The following is a 19525-nucleotide window of genomic DNA, read 5'->3' on the forward strand; positions in this document are numbered from 1 at the left end:
ATGTTTCAGAACCAATCATTTTAAGCTGTGATCTTGTCTTTTTAAATTTCACACATCGAGTATTATGAATAGTTTTTTACGGTTGTGTTGCCAATCTCACTTTTCTTAGTTTGTCACTTTGCCCCCAGTAATTAGCAAAATCTTCAAGTGTCATGCCTGACTTATTTGTCAATTTTTCACTACAGTTTTGTGTGTATAGTTTTTTTACAATTGAAAATTCAGCTTTTATAATGGCACCCATTATAGCCGTGTTACCACGCTTATCTTGAAGACATGCATTTGCGCCATATTGAAGTAAGGTTTCTATTGCGGGCTCTTGACCATTGTATGCTGAAACCATTAGTGCAGTATAGCTTTGAGCATTTCGTTGATCTACTGGAAACCCTGCTTCTAAAAAATATGAAAGTACATCAACATTACCAGTTCTCGCCGATGCAAAGTAGTATTCAATCAGTTGTTGAATTTGCTTATTGTTAGACTTGTCTATAGCTATGACAAATTTAGTTGAGTTTTCACTTTTTTTTTGAGAATCGAAGGCTTCAGATAGAGAGTAGGGTACGTATATTAACGTGAGAGCCACACATAAGTTGATAAAAACTGAAGTAAGAGTTTTTTTTTAAGGATTTATTAAGCATGAATTAAACCTTATGTTGAAGCAGAAAGATATTGAACTTTTTTTGGAATATTTGGGTAGTGGCCACAAAACGTACTCTAAACTGGGCAGAGAAGAGCAAGTATTCGTTTTGTGGACTTATATGGTGCTGATTAATTAGCCCATTAGAGTTGTCATCTTTGTGTTGTAGAAATTAGGTTTGTGATCTTTTTTTCACTTCATTTAAATTGCCATTAACAGCTTGAGTCAGGCGTTTACCAAAATCTTTGTCTGCACGATAGAAGTAACTCAGCATCTGGTGCTTAACATTATAATTTTTAACTTGCCCTAAATCACCTGATAAATTAGCTATTAAGTCAATTTTGTCTTGTTTGTTTAAACTGCGATAAAATATCCCTGCCTGAGTAAAGTTATCTTGTTTCTCGATGACTTTTTGAGACACTGTTCCTGTTAAAGCTGTGTTAACTGACCGATATCTATTATCTTCGGTTAATGATAAGTGAGTACTAGGTTGATAATTAATATTACCAACAGTGTGACCGTTATTAGACGCACCATCTTGATTGTGATTAATTTTATCAATCCGAGGTTGGTTTATAGGTAGTTGAGATAAGTTAGCACCTAGGCGGTAGAGTTGCGTATCCGAATATGAAAATACACGCCCCTGTAGTAATTTGTCTTCAGAAGGCTCGATACCAGGTATCAAGTTAGAAGGGGCAAAAGCGGCTTGTTCAGTTTCTTGAAAGAAATTGTCTGGGACACGATTAAGCGTCATAGTGCCAACGGTTGTTTCTGGTATGTTCAACCATACTTTTGTTGCGTCGAGTGGGTTGTAATTAAAATCACCAAGATTTTTAGGGTTCAATATTTTGACTTTTAAATCCCACTTTGGGTAATTCCCTTTATTGATTTGAGTATAAAGATCGTCAGTTAAGTGGTTAAAGTTTTTCCCTTGCATCTCTGTAACTTCATTTGGTCGTAGCCCTTCAACACCTTGGTGGCTTTCCCAGTGAAACTTTACATATTTAACTTCTTTTTCTTTATTAATAAATTTATAGGCATGCACACCCCAGCCATCCATCTTACGGTAGCTCGATGGAGTACCTAAATTAGTGTAAACCCTGCTTAACATGTGTGTAGCAGTACCTTCGTGACTAAAGAAATCGAAAAAACGGTTTGGATCTTGGATATTAGTCACTGGCGATGGCTTAAGTGAATGCACCATGTCAGGAAATTTAATTGCATCACGAATAAAAAATACTGGTAGGTTGATTCCTACTAGATCCCAATTACCTTGGTTTGAATAGAAACGAGTTGCAAACCCTCGTGGATCTCGCAGAGTTTCAGGTGAGCCTTTTGCATGAACTACTGTAGAGAAGCGGACAAATACAGGAGTAACTTTACCTTTTTCAGCGAAAGGAGCTGCTTGAGTGAGATTACTTAGGTCGTTACTGGCGACAAACTCACCATACGCCCCCGTACCTCTGGCATGAACAACACGTTCAGGTATACGTTCACGTGCGAAACGTTGCAATTTCTGAATCAAATGAACATCTTGTAAAAGCACACTGCCATTGCTACCTGCAGTAGTTGAATTTTGGTTATCACCTACAGGTGCACCGTTGTCGCGAGTTAATGTTTCTGCTTGTATGCTAAATGCCAAACCTATTGATAGTGCTAAAAAACTTGTTTTCTTTATATTCATTGGGATTCTCTTATTTACAACAATTGCTCTCTCTGCCTACAAACATTCTATAACGAATATAAAGATTAAGAATAAAGGTTATTATCGATTGGGTGAATTAGGAAAACAGATTGGAGTTGTCTTTCTATTCACTAGGGGGTGTAATACCAATTACAGTAATTAAATGCTCAACTCAGAGCTAAGTACCTGACCATAAGTTTCTTAAGATTTTCTAGTGTCCAGTTTCAGCACTCTACGGTGTTGCAACTTCGGTTACATAGCTACGGCTATGCGCCCTACATTACGTATTGTATAGCACTAAACCTGAACACAATAATTATCAAAGAACTTATCGACAGGTACTTATGTATGTGCTCAAAGTGCAATCGAAAATGATGAAGACATAGTTGTTACCGACATACACAGCTGTCGTTATTACATTGCTACGTCAAGACAATTTTGAGAAGTATTCTTTATAAACCAAAATGAGCACATACAAGCTCCCGAAGGGCAAGGCTAAAGAGTTCCATTACTGCGTTACAAGCACTTGAATTATCCCGACAAAAGCACTAAGTGCCTAATCAAATGTTTTTTCTCAAGAAGTCGTTAATGACAGGCGTTTCAGCCAGATAAATATTCGATTACATTTGACTGGTTACTTAAGTGCGTTGAACGCCAGTTTTGTATGGCGGCCGAAGGGAATATATTACTTCGAGCTTGTGCCTTGCACTGAAACCCTTTAGCTATTGCTAAGTGAGAGATTAATTACTGTAAATTAGCTAATTTAATTGACCTTTGGCAGCAGTAACTCTCTAGGTGGAATATTTGGATAAATCCCAGAGTTTTTTGCTTTAAAATCACATATCATTCTATATAAATTTATTTTATTACTTCGAGTATCTAATGACTGGGTCAAAAAGTATTCGGAAATAGCCAAATTATTCAGGGTCATTAGCATAAGAACGATATGACAGAAGTTATCTGCAGAGAGACATTCATTCGAATCACTTAAAAAAGTTATTGAGCCAATTTTATTGGCAGTAATAAAATCCATATCAACTAAATCCACAAAATTGTCAGCTTTAAATTGATGTGCCCACCTATCAACAATTGACCTGATATTGCTGTCACTATAAGCACTACCTTTCAAGCGAGCGGCATATCTTGATTCTATATGATTAGTTGCAAGTGCTTGTTTGTAGATCTCTCCTATTGCATATATTATTCGTGACTTTTCAGGAGAGGTTTCAGATTTTAATATTACCTCTAGATTCTGAATATGACTATATATATCTAAAGCATCTTCTCTAAGCTTTGCGGGAAATCTAGAGAGTATTTCTAAATGAACAAGGTCATGATAACTCCCACCAAAACAACCTGACTGGCACTTGTCTGGCTTTAGAAGGTTGTCTCTGGCTCTTTGATGATACAATGAAACAGGATGTGCTTTTTCTCTTCTCAATTGTATAAATTCTTCTAAATTTGGCGAAGCAAAACATAAAAACGGTTTCACTCTGTCTTTTGGAGGGTTAACTGAATGAAAATCTCTGAGGCAAGCAACGATGTGGTATGATGGTAATAATATTATGACATCGCTGTCTTTCGAGGTACTAGGTTTATGAAGTTTAAAACTGCTGATTAACCGATCAAATGTTCCTATCCAACTTCCGACTTCTGTTTCGCAAGGTGCTTCTGTACATCCATGATAAGTATTAGGTCGAGAGCGGAACCACTCACCAGTTAAATATTTTTCCAGTTTACTATCCTTAGATAATACAACTTTTGTGTACCAAGTTTTTTGACGAGGCATAGATCTAACAAGCTTTTGCTCATCGGCAGTTAATTTTTCATTAAAAAATGAACTAACTTCGTCAAAACAAACTCTCTCGACACTTTTTGCTGTAAATTTACCAAGTAGGGGTTCTGCGGTTATTTCTGTATCTTTATCAAATTGTGTCAAAGGTTGTAACCAATTGATTTGGATGTCACCAAATAGCTCTTCGTTAATATATTTATTCAAATAAAGATAAAGTAAATAATCATAAGCAGTAGCACGTTTGAAAATGGACGAATCCCATTTGTTTTCTTTGATAGCGTTTAACATTTCCATCGCAGGTTGTAAAAAAGTACTGTGATCACATGCTATTTGTTTAAATTGTTCTTCCTCTTCTGCTAAGTATTTGAGGCTATCAAATGGATCTGTATGTTGTTCAGAATGTAGATTATCCATACTGTTCTGAACAACTGAATTATCTCTTTCTTTGTCCGAATAATGACACGAGTTCGAAGATGGAGTAATAGTTGCCGTTTCATTGGCATCATTACTTATTTTTCTTTTTCGTCTAAAATAATCAAAGAAATTGAATAATTTTCTCTTAAAACTGCTTGATTGAGGGGTAGTATTCCAACGAAAAGATAAATCATCAGCCTTATCTCTTGATTCTTCATAACAAAGAACCTGAGAAGTGCTCTCCCAATTTGAAGCAACTGAAGTGATACCTATAGTTGTACATGTTGCCATAGAAACGTGTTCATTACTTAAACCTAAAATCATCAGTTGAACGCTGAGTATATGAGTAACTGCCTGAGCAATATGATGATTTTATCATCATGGCTTTCACCCAATGAGTGAAGAGCTCTACGCTCACAAGCTTGCTAAAATGACTGCTATCTGCGTTGTAACTTTTGTAAGTAGAATAACTACTTGCTGCAAGCTACGCCTTACTATCAGCCATTTTTTCTACGCTTGAGAACGCAGTCAACTGATGTTTCTAGGTTAAAACAAAAATCAATCATATAATTTTAGCACTGCCTAAATAGCAATCAAGTTAAAGAATATTTAATCAAAGGGAAGTCATACAATTACGATAACACCCTGCTTCTTAAATTAACTTATACCAATTACAGTAATTAACTTCCCACTCAGCAAGAGATAAAGGTTTTCAGTACAAGGGGCATGTTCGAAGTACAGGGATAATTCAAGAGCGTGCAACGCAGTAATGGAATCCTTTAGCCTTGCCCTTCGGAAGCTTGTATGCGCAAAAATTACTTCACAAAATTATCTCAACGTAGATAACTATGTTTTCACCAATTTCGTTTGTACTTTGTGCGCATACATAGCTCTGAGTTGAGCATTTAATTACTGTAATTGGTATTATTGTCGCAAGTCAAAAAAGTTGTGATTGTTGTTTATAGATTGGATCGACTAAGACGTTCTTTAAAACACTTCATTGAGCTTATTAACCAGCTTACAGAACTTGATATTGGGCTAATAAGTCTCAATGACCCTGTTGATACAACCTCACTTCAAGGAAGAATTGTCACTAACCTTTTCGCCGCAATTGCAGAATTTGAACGTGAACTTATCAAAAATTTTAACTACAGCCATAAATGCATGAGACATTCACTTAAAAAACAGCGTAATGAGGTCCATTTTGAAAGAGCCTACGATGAATTAGTGAGTTGTGTATAAATGGAAAAGGAAGGGATAATAGATCTTTATTACTTTGATGAATCTGGCTTTTCCCTGAAGTCGAGCTTGCCGCATGGTTAGCAATGAAAGTTGCACGCTGGGTTCTTAGGAGGACGGCATCTGGTAACGGGTGTCGTATATCCGACAGAAATGCGCCAGTCGACCAAGTTGGCAAGGGAGGGACAAACCAATTTACGCTCAATTTCATTATTTTTTTGAGTCTGAGATACAGCTATGAGCTATGAAACGGCTCCCCGGTGCGGTGGATAATTTTCTGTTATACATTTATAGAATGCCTTAAAGCTGAATATTTTTGTATTTATCATTTCAGTGCGTTATTTCTTAGCTTGTTAATTCACTCACTTATTGAGTAATGTGATGACGACAGTGCGCACTCCTGCTGAGCAACAATCAATATATAGATTCATGCTCAAAAGTCTCCAAGAATACCCAAGCGAAGCCGTATCCTATCTAAACTTTGAGGTTTCAAAGTTTGATGGTGATGAAAACTTACAACAGGGTTATCAAAGATTAAGCAAAACCGATAGACAAAAGCTATATGATTTTTTCAACAATAAATCATCGGCGACTCGCTCTAACTCTCGCACACGAGAGACTCATTATTGTAAGAAGCCAAGTAACGCTTGCCGATGTTTGGCAACTGAGCCCCGCTCCATTACTCCAAAACCGAGCACTCAATATACCAAGCAAATACAGCAACCACCTTCCTCCCCTGATCCCTTTTTTACTCAGACCAGTGAGCTTATTCACTCTTGGAAACTTAAACAGAAAACCAAAAATCAACTGGGTATTGAGTTAAATGCATTAATTGGTGGTTGCACTAAACTTTCGCAGCTTATTGAAATCATTCACACCCTAAAAAATGACAAACGGGTAATGGAAACATCATGGAACATAAGGTTAATCCATAAATTGTTACACAAAGCGGCTGAGTTTTCTGACAGCCATTCATCTAATTTCGACGGTGTTTTTAGTGACATAATACGATTTAAATCGGCCTATGAAGCGAAAACATGCACACTATTACTGAAATTAATTAAGTTAAATTTAAATTTTTCAGATGCCAAAAAATTGGTGCTAGGCAATGCAGCTGAAGCCAGCGTAATGCAACAATGGGGCATAAAGCCTAATGTTGCCATTTACAGCGCCTTTATCTCGGTATGCGCTAAAACGGACCAGTTTGATAGTGCTTGGCAACTGGTGTGTGGTGATAAACCCGTGATGGCACCTCATTTGCCATTAAAATCCAATCAAATCACCTGCATGAATTTGCTGACGGCCTGCGCTGAAGCGGGGCATTATGCAGAAGCCAAATCATTGGTACTGGGTGATGGTGATGGCGATACAGATACTACCAGCTTAATGCAACAATGGGGCATTAAGCCTAATGTTGCCATTTACAATGCCTTTATAACCGTATGCGCTAAAACGAACCAGTTTAATAGTGCTTGGCAACTGGTGTGTGGTGATAAGCCTGTGATGGCACCACGTCTACCACTAAAGGCAGATTCAATCACCTGCATAAATTTGCTGTCTGCCTGCACTGAAACGGGGCGTTATGCAGAAGCCAAGTCATTGGTGTTGGGCGATAGCGATATAGCTACAGCCAGCTTAGTGCAGCAATGGGACATCAAGCCTAACGTTGCCATTTACAATGCTTTTATCAGGGTATGCGCTAAAACAGGCCAGTTTGATAGTGCTTGGCAACTGGTGTGTGGTAATAAGCCCTTGATGGCACCTCATCTACCACTAAAGGCAGATTCAATCACCTGCATGAATCTGCTGGCTGCCTGCGCTGAAGCGGGGCGTTATGCAGAAGCCAAGTCATTGGTATTGGGCGATACAGATACAGCCGGCTTAATGCAACAATGGGGCATCAAGCCTGATGTTGCCATTTACAGCGTCTTTATCAAGGTATGCGCTAAAACGGGTCAGTTTGATAGTGCTTGGCAACTGGTGTGTGGTGACAAGCCTGTGATGGCACCTCATCTACCATTAAAGGCAGATTCAATCACCTGCATGAATTTGCTGTCTGCATGCGCTGAAACGGGGCGTTATACAGAAGCCAAATCATTGGTGTTGGGCGATGCCGATACAGATACAGCCAGCTTAATGCAACAATGGAACATCAAGACTAATGTTGCCATTTACAGTGCCTTTATCACGGTATGCGCTAAAACTGGTCAGTTTGATAGTGCTTGGCAACTGGTGTGTGGTGATAAGCCCGTGATGGCACCTCATCTACCACTAAGGGCAGATTCAATTACCTGCCTGAGTTTGCTGACAGCCTGCGCTGAAACGGGGCGTTATGCAGAAGCCAAATCATTGGTGTTGGGCGATGCCGATGACGATACAGCTACAGCCAACTTAATGCAACAATGGGGCATCAAGCCTAATGTTGCTATTTACAATGCTTTTATCACGGTATGCGCCAAAACGGGCCAATTTGATAGTGCTTGGCGACTGGTGTGTGGTGATAAGCTCGTGATGGCACCTCATTTGTCATTAAAGGCCAATAAAATCACCTGCCTGAATTTGCTGACAGCCTGCGCTGAGACAGGGCGTTATGCAGAAGCCAAATCATTGGTGTTGGGTGATGGCGATACAGATACAGCCAGCTCAATGCAACAATGGGGCATCAAGCCTAATGTTGACGTTTACAATGCCTTTATCACGGTATGCGCTAAAACTGACCAGTTTGATAGTGCTTGGCGACTGGTGTGTGGTGATAAGCCCGTGATGGCACCTCATCTACCACTAAAGGCAGATTCGATCACCTGCCTGAACTTGCTGAGCGCTTGCGCTGAAACGGGGCGTTATGCAGAAGCCAAATCATTGGTGTTGGGTGATGGCGATACAGATACAGCCAGCTCAATGCAACAATGGGGCATCAAGCCAGATGTTGCCATTTACAGCGCCTTTATCACGGTATGCGCTAAAACGGGCCGGTTTGATAGTGCTTGGCAACTGCTGTGTGGTGATAAGCCCGTGATGGCACCTCATTTGCCATTAAAAGCCAATCAAATCACCTGCACGAATTTGCTGACGGCCTGCGCTGAAATGGAGCGTTATGCAGAAGCCAAATCGTTGGTGTTGGGCGATGACGATGACGATGGCGATACAGCTACAGACAGCTTAATGCAGCAGTGGGGCATCAAGCCTAACGTTGCCACTTACAGCGCCTTTATCACGGTATGCGCTAAAACGGGCCAATTTGATAGTGCTTGGCAACTGCTGTGTGGTGATAAGCCCGTGATGGCACCTTATTTGCCACTAAAGGCAGATTTAATTACCTGCATGAATTTACTGACGGCTTGCGCTGAAACGGGGCGCTATGCAGAAGCCAAATCATTGGTCTTGGGTGATGATGATACAGCCAGCTTAATGCAACAATGGGGCATCAAGCCTAATGTTGCCATTTACAATGCCTTTATCACGGTATGCGCTAAAACTGGCCAGTTTGATAGTGCTTGGAAACTGGTGTGTGGTGATAAGCCCGTGATGGCACCTCATCTACTACTAAAGGCAGATTCAATCACCTGCATGAATTTACTGGCGGCCTGCGCTGAAATGGAGCGTTATGCAGAAGCTAAATCATTGGTGTTGGGCAATGGCGATACAGCCTGTTTAATGCAACAATGGGGCATCAAGCCTGATGTTGGTATTTATAATGCCTTTATTAAAGTATGTATTAAGGCAAAGGAATTTGACACTGGAATATGGTATTTAGAAAAAATAATGAACAAATGTAACATGAGTACTCTTTCACAGATACATGTTCAATTTGCGCCGCTTGAAAAAGATAATTTCGCAAGCATGATTGATAAAGGGATAACACAAGGAATATATAAAAAAAATGTTGGCTTAATGAGTCATTGTATCGATTTGCATATGGATAAAATTTTCGAAGGACATTCAGGCAATGGTACACATATTCGAGGTGTTCCATTAGTTTTCGCAAAACTATTATTTTGTTACCACAATAAAAACAATGAACCCAACATAACATCGATCATAACTGGATATCATGGCAATAATACGTTAAAAAATGGAATGATAAGTTTTCTCAAAGATGAATTTGGACTTGAGTTTATCGAGGATAAATTCAACTCAGGAATGATAGTATTGAGCGAGCCTACCCATTAATTTGATACTAGCGAGTACACTTTTTAGTATGATCGCATCATAATATGAACATCATAGAACAACGACAATATTATAATGTTAACTGCATTTTTGTTTTAATGTTCTAAATGGTTTTTTAGCAGAAACTATTTGGAAAACACAATATTACAGCTTATACAGTATGACACTTTATTACCTCACTACAAGAGGTTGTGGTCGGGCAATAAAGTTTCATCCTCAATTACTCTGTAGCCCTGATTAATACGTTGAAACTTTAGCTATCGAAAGTCTAAAGTTTCATACTGAATCGCTCTAAAAGGCGTTTTTAACAAGGAAATTAAGTAATAAAGTATCATACCGAACGAAACACGTTTCTGGACAATTCCGTGTTTCGGTTTCAGTTCATAATCAACAGATTGCATTAGAAAAAGTATCTCTAAAATCAAATTATAAATATCAAATTGCTGAAAGCCACTACTAGCCCTAAAAATACAACTTAGAGCTTACAACGCTCGAAGTGCGCACAAAAGGTGGTTATGGTAAATAAAACCTGAATTAACATATGAAGTTAGAAAACTCTATTAATTTTCAATTTTTAATTTTATTATCTTTTTGAGCTTTTCTATAAAAATAATCAGGATGATAATAATGAAAAAAACGATACTTATGAGTTTGCTATTAGTTAGTTCGTTCCCTAGTTTGGCTGAAACAAAAAATACTATTGGGATCGGATATCAGTATGGTGGAGTATTTGGGTATAAATTTAGTTCAATAAACAATAACAACATTTATTTTATATCAGCTGGATTAGTTGGTGGTGCAGCAGGTTATCAATTACTACTTGATGGAGAAAAAAAGCATTCTATTGGTATTGCTCTGGGCTCTGAAGTGCTTACAAGTGAAAAGGGATTTGGATTAGCAACATACAACTATTATTCTCAAGGTGTTAATAAATCTGGATTCGTTTTCGGTTTAGGTATAGGTGTAAGACGTGAAGATGAAGGTGGTGTTTTCGGCAGTTATGGGAAAGTTGAAAGTAAGTTCACCGCCGATGTTAACTTAGGCTATCAATTTTAGTTCAGTTAAAGGTAGAGCTAATAGCCTTGTAACCAATCTACATCAATGCTACTAGATTGCTCTGATGTAGATTAAGAGCTTGCAAACATAGGTGGTTATGGTAACTGACCGTTTTCAAGTCAATTTAAAAACAGTATCATTGCCATTTTCTGATCGGATGCCTTTATAAATGCGCTTCTAACATCATTATAAAAAGTAGAAACGTAATCCAAAGTTTCTATATTATCATCCCAAAGTTGAGGGTAAATATCATGTTTAATTAACTCTTCACTATTGAATTTAGCTCTAAAATCTTTTTCCTCAATTTTTGTAAGAGCATTTGAAACTTCACTGACTTGTTTAGGTAAAAGTGAACGAGCAGGGCCATAGCCTATATCTTCTTCACTAATTTGCTCCCCGCCCAGCACAACATTAAACAAAGGCTCTATACCTTCCCATTTCCTTTCATTCAGAGTGTAATGAATTGCATGCCAAGCTTTATCTATTTCTATTATTTCTTCTTCTTTTTCTTCGTATAAAAAATCAGATAATAGGTCAGGGTCATCCAAAAGCTTGTTTAGATCTTCTTCTGTTACTGGAAGGTAGTTTCCATTCATTGACATGCGACTAATTATCCTTGATGTATAGCTTTTTTAATCATGATCTAGCTCATTGATATTTTAAAATCATAACTTAATTGTAGTTTTTGTGTAAACAGACTGGCGAGCCACCTCACAAGTCATAATTACGACCATATACCATAACGCCTGGACGCATAACCAGAAAGTAACTTCGAGTTAAATCATCGCTAACATCACAAAAGAACATATTATCATGACGAAAAATGGCTGGTTTAAGTCAGTTAACAAATGGTGATTTTCACTACATCAGCACTTGAAGCAAATTTATAGCACGAACCGCTATAAAAGTTAATAATTAGGGCTGCTATGTCATAAAATAGTCGAGCCCAAAAACATGATTTTTAACAAGTAAACATTAGAAATAGTATTGCTATGGATGGGCGTTGCCAGCACGAAAAGGGGCAAAAATGAGCTAGGAAACATCAGATTACAGCTCATACAGTATGATACTTTATTGCCCTGTATGAATCTTTATTACCTCACTACAGAGGTAATAAAGATAGAATCATTTTTTATTCAACCGTAACACTTTTGGCTAAATTTCTTGGCTGATCGACATCCGTTCCTTTGATCAATGCCACATGGTAAGACAGTAATTGTAATGGAATGGTGTAGATAAGTGGTGCCATGAAATCATCACAATGAGGTACAGGGATCACTTTCATTGTATTATCTGACTCAAACTTGGCTTGCTTATCAGCAAACACATACATCAATCCGCCGCGAGCACGTACTTCTTCCACATTTGAATGCAGTTTTTCTAATAACTCATTGTTTGGTGCCACCACAATTACTGGCATATCTGCATCAATCAATGCCAGCGGTCCATGTTTTAGCTCACCAGAGGCGTAGGCTTCTGCATGAATATAAGAAATTTCTTTTAGCTTAAGCGCGCCTTCCATTGCGATAGGGTATTGGTCGCCACGTCCTAGGAATAACGAGTGGTGCTTATCGGCAAAGTCTTCCGCCAATGCCGCAATGGCATTATCTAGACTTAATGCTTGTTCCACTTTGGCAGGTAATGACAATAAGCTTTGGCTGATCTGTGCCTGCATTTCAGCAGACATTGCGTTATGGCGACCTATCACAGCGGTAAGCATCATCAAACCAGCAAGCTGAACCGTAAAAGCTTTGGTAGAAGCGACACCTATTTCTGTGCCTGCTTTCATCATATAAGCCATGTCTGATTCACGCACCATGGAAGAACCTGGTGCGTTACAAATAGTCATGGTTGCTTTGTAACCCATTTCTTTTGCAAGACGTAGTGCCGCAAGCGTATCTGCAGTTTCCCCAGATTGAGAAATTGTGACCAGTAAACTATTTGGGAATAAATGAGATTTACGGTAACGGAATTCAGACGCTATTTCGACATTACAAGAAACGCCCGCCCAGTCTTCTAACCAATAACGCGCTGCCATTCCTGCATGGTAACTGGTACCACAAGCAATGATTTGCACGTGCTTGATGTCTTTTAGTAGTACTTCAGCATTGTCACCAAACGCCGACGACAACACTTCTTGATTTGCTATGCGACTTTCAATCGTTCTGGCCAACGCTTGTGGCTGCTCATAAATTTCTTTCAACATGTAATGGCGGTATTCACCTTTATCACCCGCATCATGGGTCACTTCTGATTCTTTGGCTTCACGCTCTACGGCATTACCCTCTAGATCAAAAATATTCACTTCTGTGCGAGTGATTTCTGCAACATCACCTTCCTCTAAAAAAGCAAAGGTGCGAGTTACAGGTAAAAGCGCAAGTTGATCAGAAGCGACAAAGTTTTCACCAATACCATAACCCACAACTAACGGACTGCCAGAGCGCGCAACAATCATACGAGAACTATCACGACGATCAATCACTACCGTTCCATAAGCCCCTTCAAGTTGTTTTACGGCTGTTTGCACTGCCGCCAAGAGTGTTTCTTGTGATTTAAGTTCATGGTGAACTAAGTGACAGATTACTTCAGTATCTGTATCAGATAAAAATTCATAGCCATGTTCTTTTAACATGCTACGCAGTTCATTATGGTTTTCAATTATGCCGTTATGCACAACAGCAATGTTATTTTGGGAAATATGCGGATGAGCGTTACGTTCACTTGGTTCACCGTGGGTTGCCCAGCGCGTGTGTGCTATGCCTGTCCCACCAACCAATGGCGTCTCAGCTAACGCATCAGCAAGCTCCTGTACTTTGCCCAGACGACGAGTACGACCAAGGCTTTCGCCATCAATTATCGCCACACCGGCTGAGTCATAACCACGGTATTCAAGGCGGCGAAGACCTTCCACCAAAATTTCAGCTACATCACGTTGTGCGACTGCACCTACGATTCCACACATAATTTTTCCTAATCAAAATACAGTATAAATAAAGACACTGGGTGCCTGTTTTCGCAGGCATGACGAGATAGATTTTAGTCAAGTGATGCAGTTAACACCTGCACTCCTTGATGTTGAATTTGTTCAATGGCATCTGCGCTAATATTGTTGTCTGTCACCAATATATCAATGGTACTCCAGCCCAGCTCAAGATTTGGGATCCGTCTACCCAACTTCTCTGACTCCATCACCACAATCACTTGACGAGATACTTCCGCCATCACTTTACTGAGACCAGTCAGTTCATTGAAAGTGGTCGTACCGCGCAGTAAATCTATGCCATCAGCACCGATAAAAAGTTGATCAAAGTCGTAAGAGCGCAACACTTGCTCGGCTACTTGCCCTTGAAAAGAGCCAGAATGTGGATCCCAAGTGCCACCTGTCATCAAGAGTGTAGGCTCATCTTCTAATTCATGAATGGCGTTGGCTAGTTTCAAAGAATTCGTCATCACAATTAACCCTGTTTTACAACCAAGGTTTGAGATCATGCCTTTAGTGGTAGAGCCACTATCAATAATGATGCGATTGTGATCACGAATAAGCGAAGCGGCTTTATCGGCAATGGCTTGTTTCAATTGCGAAGGTGTTTCGCTAGTGATCATTTCAGATGGTAGTGCAATGGCTCCACCATAACGACGTAATAACAAGCCGTTTTTTTCAAGTTCAGCTAAATCCTTACGGATAGTAACTTCTGACGTCGAAAACTGAGTAGAAAGGGCATCCACCTGCACGTCCCCTTGAGCATTGATCAGGGAAACTATCGCATGACGCCGCTGTTGAGTATTACGTCTATTCACTAACGAAACTTATTATCTTACGAAACGAAAGTTAAAGTATATCTAAAACGAAACTTATTGCGAGTTTTTTATTAATTTATGGTGTATTCAGTATGGGTTCATCACTAAAGTTATAGGTTAATAACAATATTCAAATTCATGTTAATCATTATGACTATCTCTGTAGCTCCCACTGTGAACGTTCAAAGTAATAATGGTTACGACTCTGATAATGTTTCTAGGAATGGCACATCTACAAAGTTTAGTCCGCCATTAAATAGATATGCTAATTATCGGATTCTTGGTCAACACGGCTGTATGGAAGTTCAACCAAAAACATGTAGATTTAACGAATGTCCAACCCATCAAGCAACTACTGATGAAGATATTAGCTTTATTATCAGTCAATATTTAAACCAACAAAGAGTTACTCAAAAACATCTACTAAGCTTTGGTGTACCTAATGAATCACTACCAGAAAGAGAAGTTACACTTGTGAAGCAATGGAGTGTCGTCTTTAAACATTGGCAAAATCGCACAGGCGGCGATTGGAAAGAGCTTCATATGAGCCTAGAAAATAATGGATTATCTACGTTAGCAACAAATATTAACAGTTACATGTCGAGCGCAGACAAATTAGATTTAAGAATTAAAGCAAAAGAACGTCATCAAATTGAAAAGTAGCAGATCAAAATCTTTCAAAATACTCTGCTACTTAACAAGAAGAATTGTTGATAATAATTCAAATATAAAACTATATATTTTACCTTAAGTTAACCTTCACTTTTTACTCGGTCTTTTCCAGTCATTAAGATTACGCTGCTTTCCACGCGCCACGGCTAATTGCTCATCTTCAACTTTAGCCGTCACCACAGAGCCTGCGCCAATCGTTGCCATTTTACCTATTTCAACAGGCGCCACTAATGACGAATTAGAGCCAATAAAGGCACCATCATCTATTTGGGTTAATGACTTATTCACCCCGTCGTAGTTACAAGTAATGGTGCCCGCACCAATATTTACTTTTTCACCAATTTGAGCATCACCAAGATAAGTAAGGTGTCCTGCCTTAGAGCCTTTGCCTAATACTGATTTTTTCATTTCGACAAAGTTGCCAACATGCGCATCTTGTTTAAGCTCTGCCCCTGGGCGTAAACGTGCAAACGGGCCTGCGCTCGCATCTTCACCTACAACAGCATTATCAATGATGGAATACGGCTTAATCACTGCATTATCTGCAATTGTACTATTAATAATGATGGCACCAGCACCAATGTTGACGTTGTTACCAATTTCCACTTTACCTTCAAATATGGTGTTGATATCTATCATCACATCCATACCAACACTCACGTTACCGCGAATATCAATACGATTTGGATCTCTGAGGTTCGCGCCAGCCAACATCAATTTATCAGCTTCTCGTAATTGGTAAGCCCGCTCAAGCTGTGCTAATTGAATACGGTTATTAGCGCCCTCAACTTCTATAGCGGATTGAGGTTGTGCAGTTGTAATTTCAACCCCATCTCTGTGTGCCATAGCAATCACATCGGTAAGATAATATTCACCTTGTGCATTATCTGATGACAGTTGACTTAACCATGTTTTGAGTTGTTTTCCCGGCAACGCCATAATGCCGGTATTCACTTCTTGAATGGCCAGTTGATCAGAATTAGCATCTTTTTGCTCAACAATACCAACCACTTTCTCATTTTTGCGAACAATACGACCATAACCTGTTGGGTTATCAAGATTAACGGTCAGAATGGCTAACCCCTGTTTTGGTTTAACAGCTAATAATGCATCAAGGGTTTGAGTTTGGATCAGTGGCACGTCACCATAAAGGATTAATACCGTATCTTCATCTGCAATGAGATCATTCGCTTGTGCCACCGCGTGACCTGTACCTAACTGCTCGGCTTGCAATACCCAGTTGAGTGACTCATCTTTAATCGCACTTTGTAGTTTATTGCCGCCATAGCCATAAACCAGATTAGTCGTATTCGAACCTAGACATTTAGCGGTATCAATTACATGTTGAACCATAGGTTTTTGGGCGATTGGGTGTAAAACTTTTGGAAGATCTGAGCGCATTCGGGTGCCTTTTCCCGCGGCTAAGATCACGACATTTAACGTCATTATTCTGTCCTTTATAAATCACTGTGGATATTTTAACGGAAAACCGCAGACAAAACAGACTATATGTATTTTAAATTCTAATTTGATTATCCTAAATAGATAGGTTGGGAGCGTTCATATACGCAGAAATAATTACTGATAACAAGGCATGAATAGCAGCAAGTAGTAGTTACCGACATACAAAACTGTCGTTACTTCGTTTCTACTTGCAAAATTTATATCGCAGCTAGCGGTGATTTTGGCAAGTATATGAATGTTCAGCACTCACCTGATGGATGAATTAGGGTTGTTCAATTTTGTATTTAACTTCAATAGATTAAGGTTGAATTGTGCGTTCAACCGATTTATTTAGGTTCAAGGCGTGAGTAATGATGTTTAGTTAGTCACAACACAGAACAAGAAGCTCTGAAAAGCATCGAAAATGCAAGTGCTGTAAGACGTTAGCAAAATAGACTTATAACAAATACCAATATCTCTAACGACGTTAATAAAAAAATATAAATGCCCTTTAATTTTAGTTAGTTAACTTTAACCTTCATTATTACAATTTTCATCCATACTTAAACAGGTAATCTATTTAACGAGCAAAACATATTAGCTTAGCGATCACATCATAATACTTGTATTCGCTGATCCTAAAAGCTCTATGCTATCAAGGAGTGTATATGTCAGGTATGACAGTAGGTGATGTTCAAACAAACCATTCGCAATCAGTAGATCCAGCAAAATTAGAGAATCAACATAAACTTGAAGAGGCTTCATTAAAGTTCAGCCCAAACACTCAGCTATCAAGTAAGCTCTCAAATGTAATGCAAGAAATGAAAAACACCTTGCAGATAACTCCTGAACAATTAGATCACTTCTCTGAACAGTTGGATCAAGCGCACTCTGATTTAGATAAAGCTAAGGTAATGTTCTCAGAACTTGTACAACTTTCAAGTACAGCAAAACAACAAGGAAAAAAAATAACATTACCACCTGCTATGCTGCATTTCATGGAAGATAATCATGTACAAGTTGATGGAAAAAACATTGACGACTATCTTATTGGCACAGTGAAAGGCTCCCAAAACATCTCACTTTCACTCATGTCGGCTTCTGGAAAAACGGTAGATTTGACTCGAATTGGTGGTGAATACTATCAAAGTTTAGCGAGTGGTTTTCAGCAAGTTAATCCCAAATTTTCTGGCGATACCATGAGCTGTCAATTAAACGGAGAAACATACAACAGCAACATTCCTCCTGCATCTGGAGATGGTTATGACAAGATGAATAACATTGGATTATCGCTTTTTTCCAAAGATGGAAAAGAATCCAGTGTGTATCATTATAACGGTAAATTTTTCAGGTATGATCAACAAGGTTATCACGAAATTCACCCACAAATATCCGGTGATCAACTCAGCTGGACACATGATGGTGTTACTTATAGCAACAGTATTCCATCAGGCTTAAACTCAGTTCCTACTCGTAGCTTCGAAAATATTAAACTGCAATTAACCTCTGATTCCCATAAAAATCTGTCTATCTATTCGGATAATGGAAAGTTTTACGAATACGGTCAAGCAGGTTATACCGAAGTTCACCCTAAAGTTAATGGTAATGTGGTGAGTTTTACCAAAAATGGTGAAACCTACTCTGGATTGGTTCCCCATGAAAATATTTCACCAAGACCGAATAATATGATGTTGACCTTAACAGATGCCAAAGGCGAAAAACTGCCTATTTTTAATTATCGCGGTCAGTATTCAACTTACAGTCAAGGGGGTTATACACCAATTTCACCGACAATACATGGTGATACGCTTTCATTCTCTAAAGACGGTAATACTTACACGGGAAGTGTTCCACCTAAACCCGTAGAAGAAACTGCTCCTTTAAGTCGCGCACAATGTAATTCAATTGAACAAGCCCTCGCTTCATACATTGAAAAGCAGGGGCAAGAAATTCAGCAAACCACAGAACAAGCTCAGCAAATTCTCACTGACAGTAAAGCCACAGCTAGTCAGTTGAGTGGAGTGCAAAAAGATTTACCTAATTTGAGCGGGTTAAGTGAAATAGATAAGATTTTGAACTTTTAATGACTTAAAAACAAAAAGGGTGACTAATCGTCACCCTTTTTCATTCAAACAATAACCTTATCTGGCAATGTTTTTCTTGATGGTTTCAACAACGCGGAGCTGCGCCATGGCTTTAGATAACTCAACCATTGCGGCTTCATAGTTAAAATCTGCACCGGCTTCTGCCATTAAGGCTTCAGCACGTTTTTTAGATTCCAACGCTGCTTGTTCATCAATTTCGTCGGCACGCATAACGACATCAGCCAAAACAGAAACTGAAGAGTGTTGTACTTCTAGCATTCCGCCAGATAAATAAAACACTTCTTCTTCTTCGTTTTGTTTGATGATGCGCGCCATGCCAGGTTTGATCATCGTTAGTAGCGGAGTGTGACCAGGCATAATGCCCAATTCACCTTCAGCACCTGAAACCTGTAAATGACTTACTCGGCCATTAAAGATGCTTTTTTCTGCACTAACAATATCAAGATGTACTGTCATGGCTGCCATCGGTTCTCCTTAAGAAATCAGGCTTAACTCCGTAAGCTAAGCCCAAACTC

General features: G+C 39.0%; 13 protein-coding genes. 5 read left to right on the forward strand and 8 right to left on the reverse strand.

Annotation, left to right across the window (positions count from 1 at the left end; genetic code table 11):
• Positions 1-76: 76 nt before the first annotated feature.
• The 3 genes from E2I05_RS21545 to E2I05_RS21555 form a co-directional block, all read right to left on the reverse strand.
• Positions 77-580 (reverse strand): ankyrin repeat domain-containing protein, encoded by a 504-nt coding sequence (locus E2I05_RS21545; protein WP_165905543.1) that lies wholly within the window; start codon positions 578-580, stop codon positions 77-79.
• A 226-nt stretch (positions 581-806) separates the two neighbouring features.
• Complete coding sequence (katE1, locus tag E2I05_RS21550) at positions 807-2318, reverse strand: catalase KatE1 (protein ID WP_121854598.1); 1512 nt, start codon at positions 2316-2318, stop codon at positions 807-809.
• A 763-nt stretch (positions 2319-3081) separates the two neighbouring features.
• The gene (locus tag E2I05_RS21555; protein WP_133309846.1) at positions 3082-4851 is read right to left on the reverse strand and encodes a hypothetical protein; all 1770 of its coding nucleotides are present in this window, start codon (positions 4849-4851) and stop codon (positions 3082-3084) included.
• Positions 4852-5454: 603 nt separating this feature from the next.
• On the opposite strand from E2I05_RS21555, the gene E2I05_RS21560 reads away from it, so the two are divergent.
• The 3 genes from E2I05_RS21560 to E2I05_RS21570 all read left to right on the forward strand — a co-directional run bounded on the left by E2I05_RS21560 (position 5455) and on the right by E2I05_RS21570 (position 10992).
• Positions 5455-5769, forward strand: coding sequence for a recombinase family protein (locus tag E2I05_RS21560; protein ID WP_243641130.1), 315 nt, complete (start codon positions 5455-5457; stop codon positions 5767-5769).
• A 378-nt stretch (positions 5770-6147) separates the two neighbouring features.
• A complete protein-coding gene (locus tag E2I05_RS21565) occupies positions 6148-9936 on the forward strand; it encodes a pentatricopeptide repeat-containing protein (RefSeq protein ID WP_133309847.1) in 3789 nt (1262 codons plus the stop codon).
• A 627-nt stretch (positions 9937-10563) separates the two neighbouring features.
• Complete coding sequence (locus E2I05_RS21570; protein ID WP_121853189.1) at positions 10564-10992, forward strand: hypothetical protein; 429 nt, start codon at positions 10564-10566, stop codon at positions 10990-10992.
• Positions 10993-11111: 119 nt separating this feature from the next.
• Here the strand turns inward: E2I05_RS21570 and E2I05_RS21575 are convergent, their stop codons facing one another.
• The 3 genes from E2I05_RS21575 to E2I05_RS21585 form a co-directional block, all read right to left on the reverse strand.
• Complete coding sequence (locus E2I05_RS21575; RefSeq protein WP_133309587.1) at positions 11112-11594, reverse strand: YfbM family protein; 483 nt, start codon at positions 11592-11594, stop codon at positions 11112-11114.
• Positions 11595-12124: 530 nt separating this feature from the next.
• Entirely contained in the window at positions 12125-13954 is a 1830-nt protein-coding gene (gene glmS / locus E2I05_RS21580) for a glutamine--fructose-6-phosphate transaminase (isomerizing) (RefSeq protein ID WP_121853191.1), read from the reverse strand.
• A 74-nt stretch (positions 13955-14028) separates the two neighbouring features.
• The gene (locus tag E2I05_RS21585) at positions 14029-14790 is read right to left on the reverse strand and encodes a DeoR/GlpR family DNA-binding transcription regulator (RefSeq protein ID WP_121853192.1); all 762 of its coding nucleotides are present in this window, start codon (positions 14788-14790) and stop codon (positions 14029-14031) included.
• A 150-nt stretch (positions 14791-14940) separates the two neighbouring features.
• On the opposite strand from E2I05_RS21585, the gene E2I05_RS21590 reads away from it, so the two are divergent.
• Complete coding sequence (locus E2I05_RS21590; protein WP_133309848.1) at positions 14941-15453, forward strand: hypothetical protein; 513 nt, start codon at positions 14941-14943, stop codon at positions 15451-15453.
• Positions 15454-15549: 96 nt separating this feature from the next.
• On the opposite strand, the gene glmU is transcribed toward E2I05_RS21590, so the two are convergent.
• The gene (gene glmU / locus E2I05_RS21595; protein WP_121853194.1) at positions 15550-16908 is read right to left on the reverse strand and encodes a bifunctional UDP-N-acetylglucosamine diphosphorylase/glucosamine-1-phosphate N-acetyltransferase GlmU; all 1359 of its coding nucleotides are present in this window, start codon (positions 16906-16908) and stop codon (positions 15550-15552) included.
• Between the two features lie 665 nt (positions 16909-17573).
• Between glmU and E2I05_RS21600 the strand changes: the two genes are divergently transcribed.
• Positions 17574-18989, forward strand: a complete 1416-nt coding sequence (locus E2I05_RS21600) for a hypothetical protein (RefSeq protein WP_121853195.1) — start codon at positions 17574-17576, stop codon at positions 18987-18989.
• Positions 18990-19046: 57 nt separating this feature from the next.
• Here E2I05_RS21600 and E2I05_RS21605 read toward each other — a convergent pair whose 3' ends face one another.
• The gene (locus E2I05_RS21605; RefSeq protein ID WP_121853196.1) at positions 19047-19475 is read right to left on the reverse strand and encodes a F0F1 ATP synthase subunit epsilon; all 429 of its coding nucleotides are present in this window, start codon (positions 19473-19475) and stop codon (positions 19047-19049) included.
• Positions 19476-19525: the final 50 nt, after the last annotated feature.

Source organism: Parashewanella spongiae (assembly GCF_004358345.1).
GTDB classification, from domain to species: Bacteria; Pseudomonadota; Gammaproteobacteria; order Enterobacterales; family Shewanellaceae; genus Parashewanella; species Parashewanella spongiae.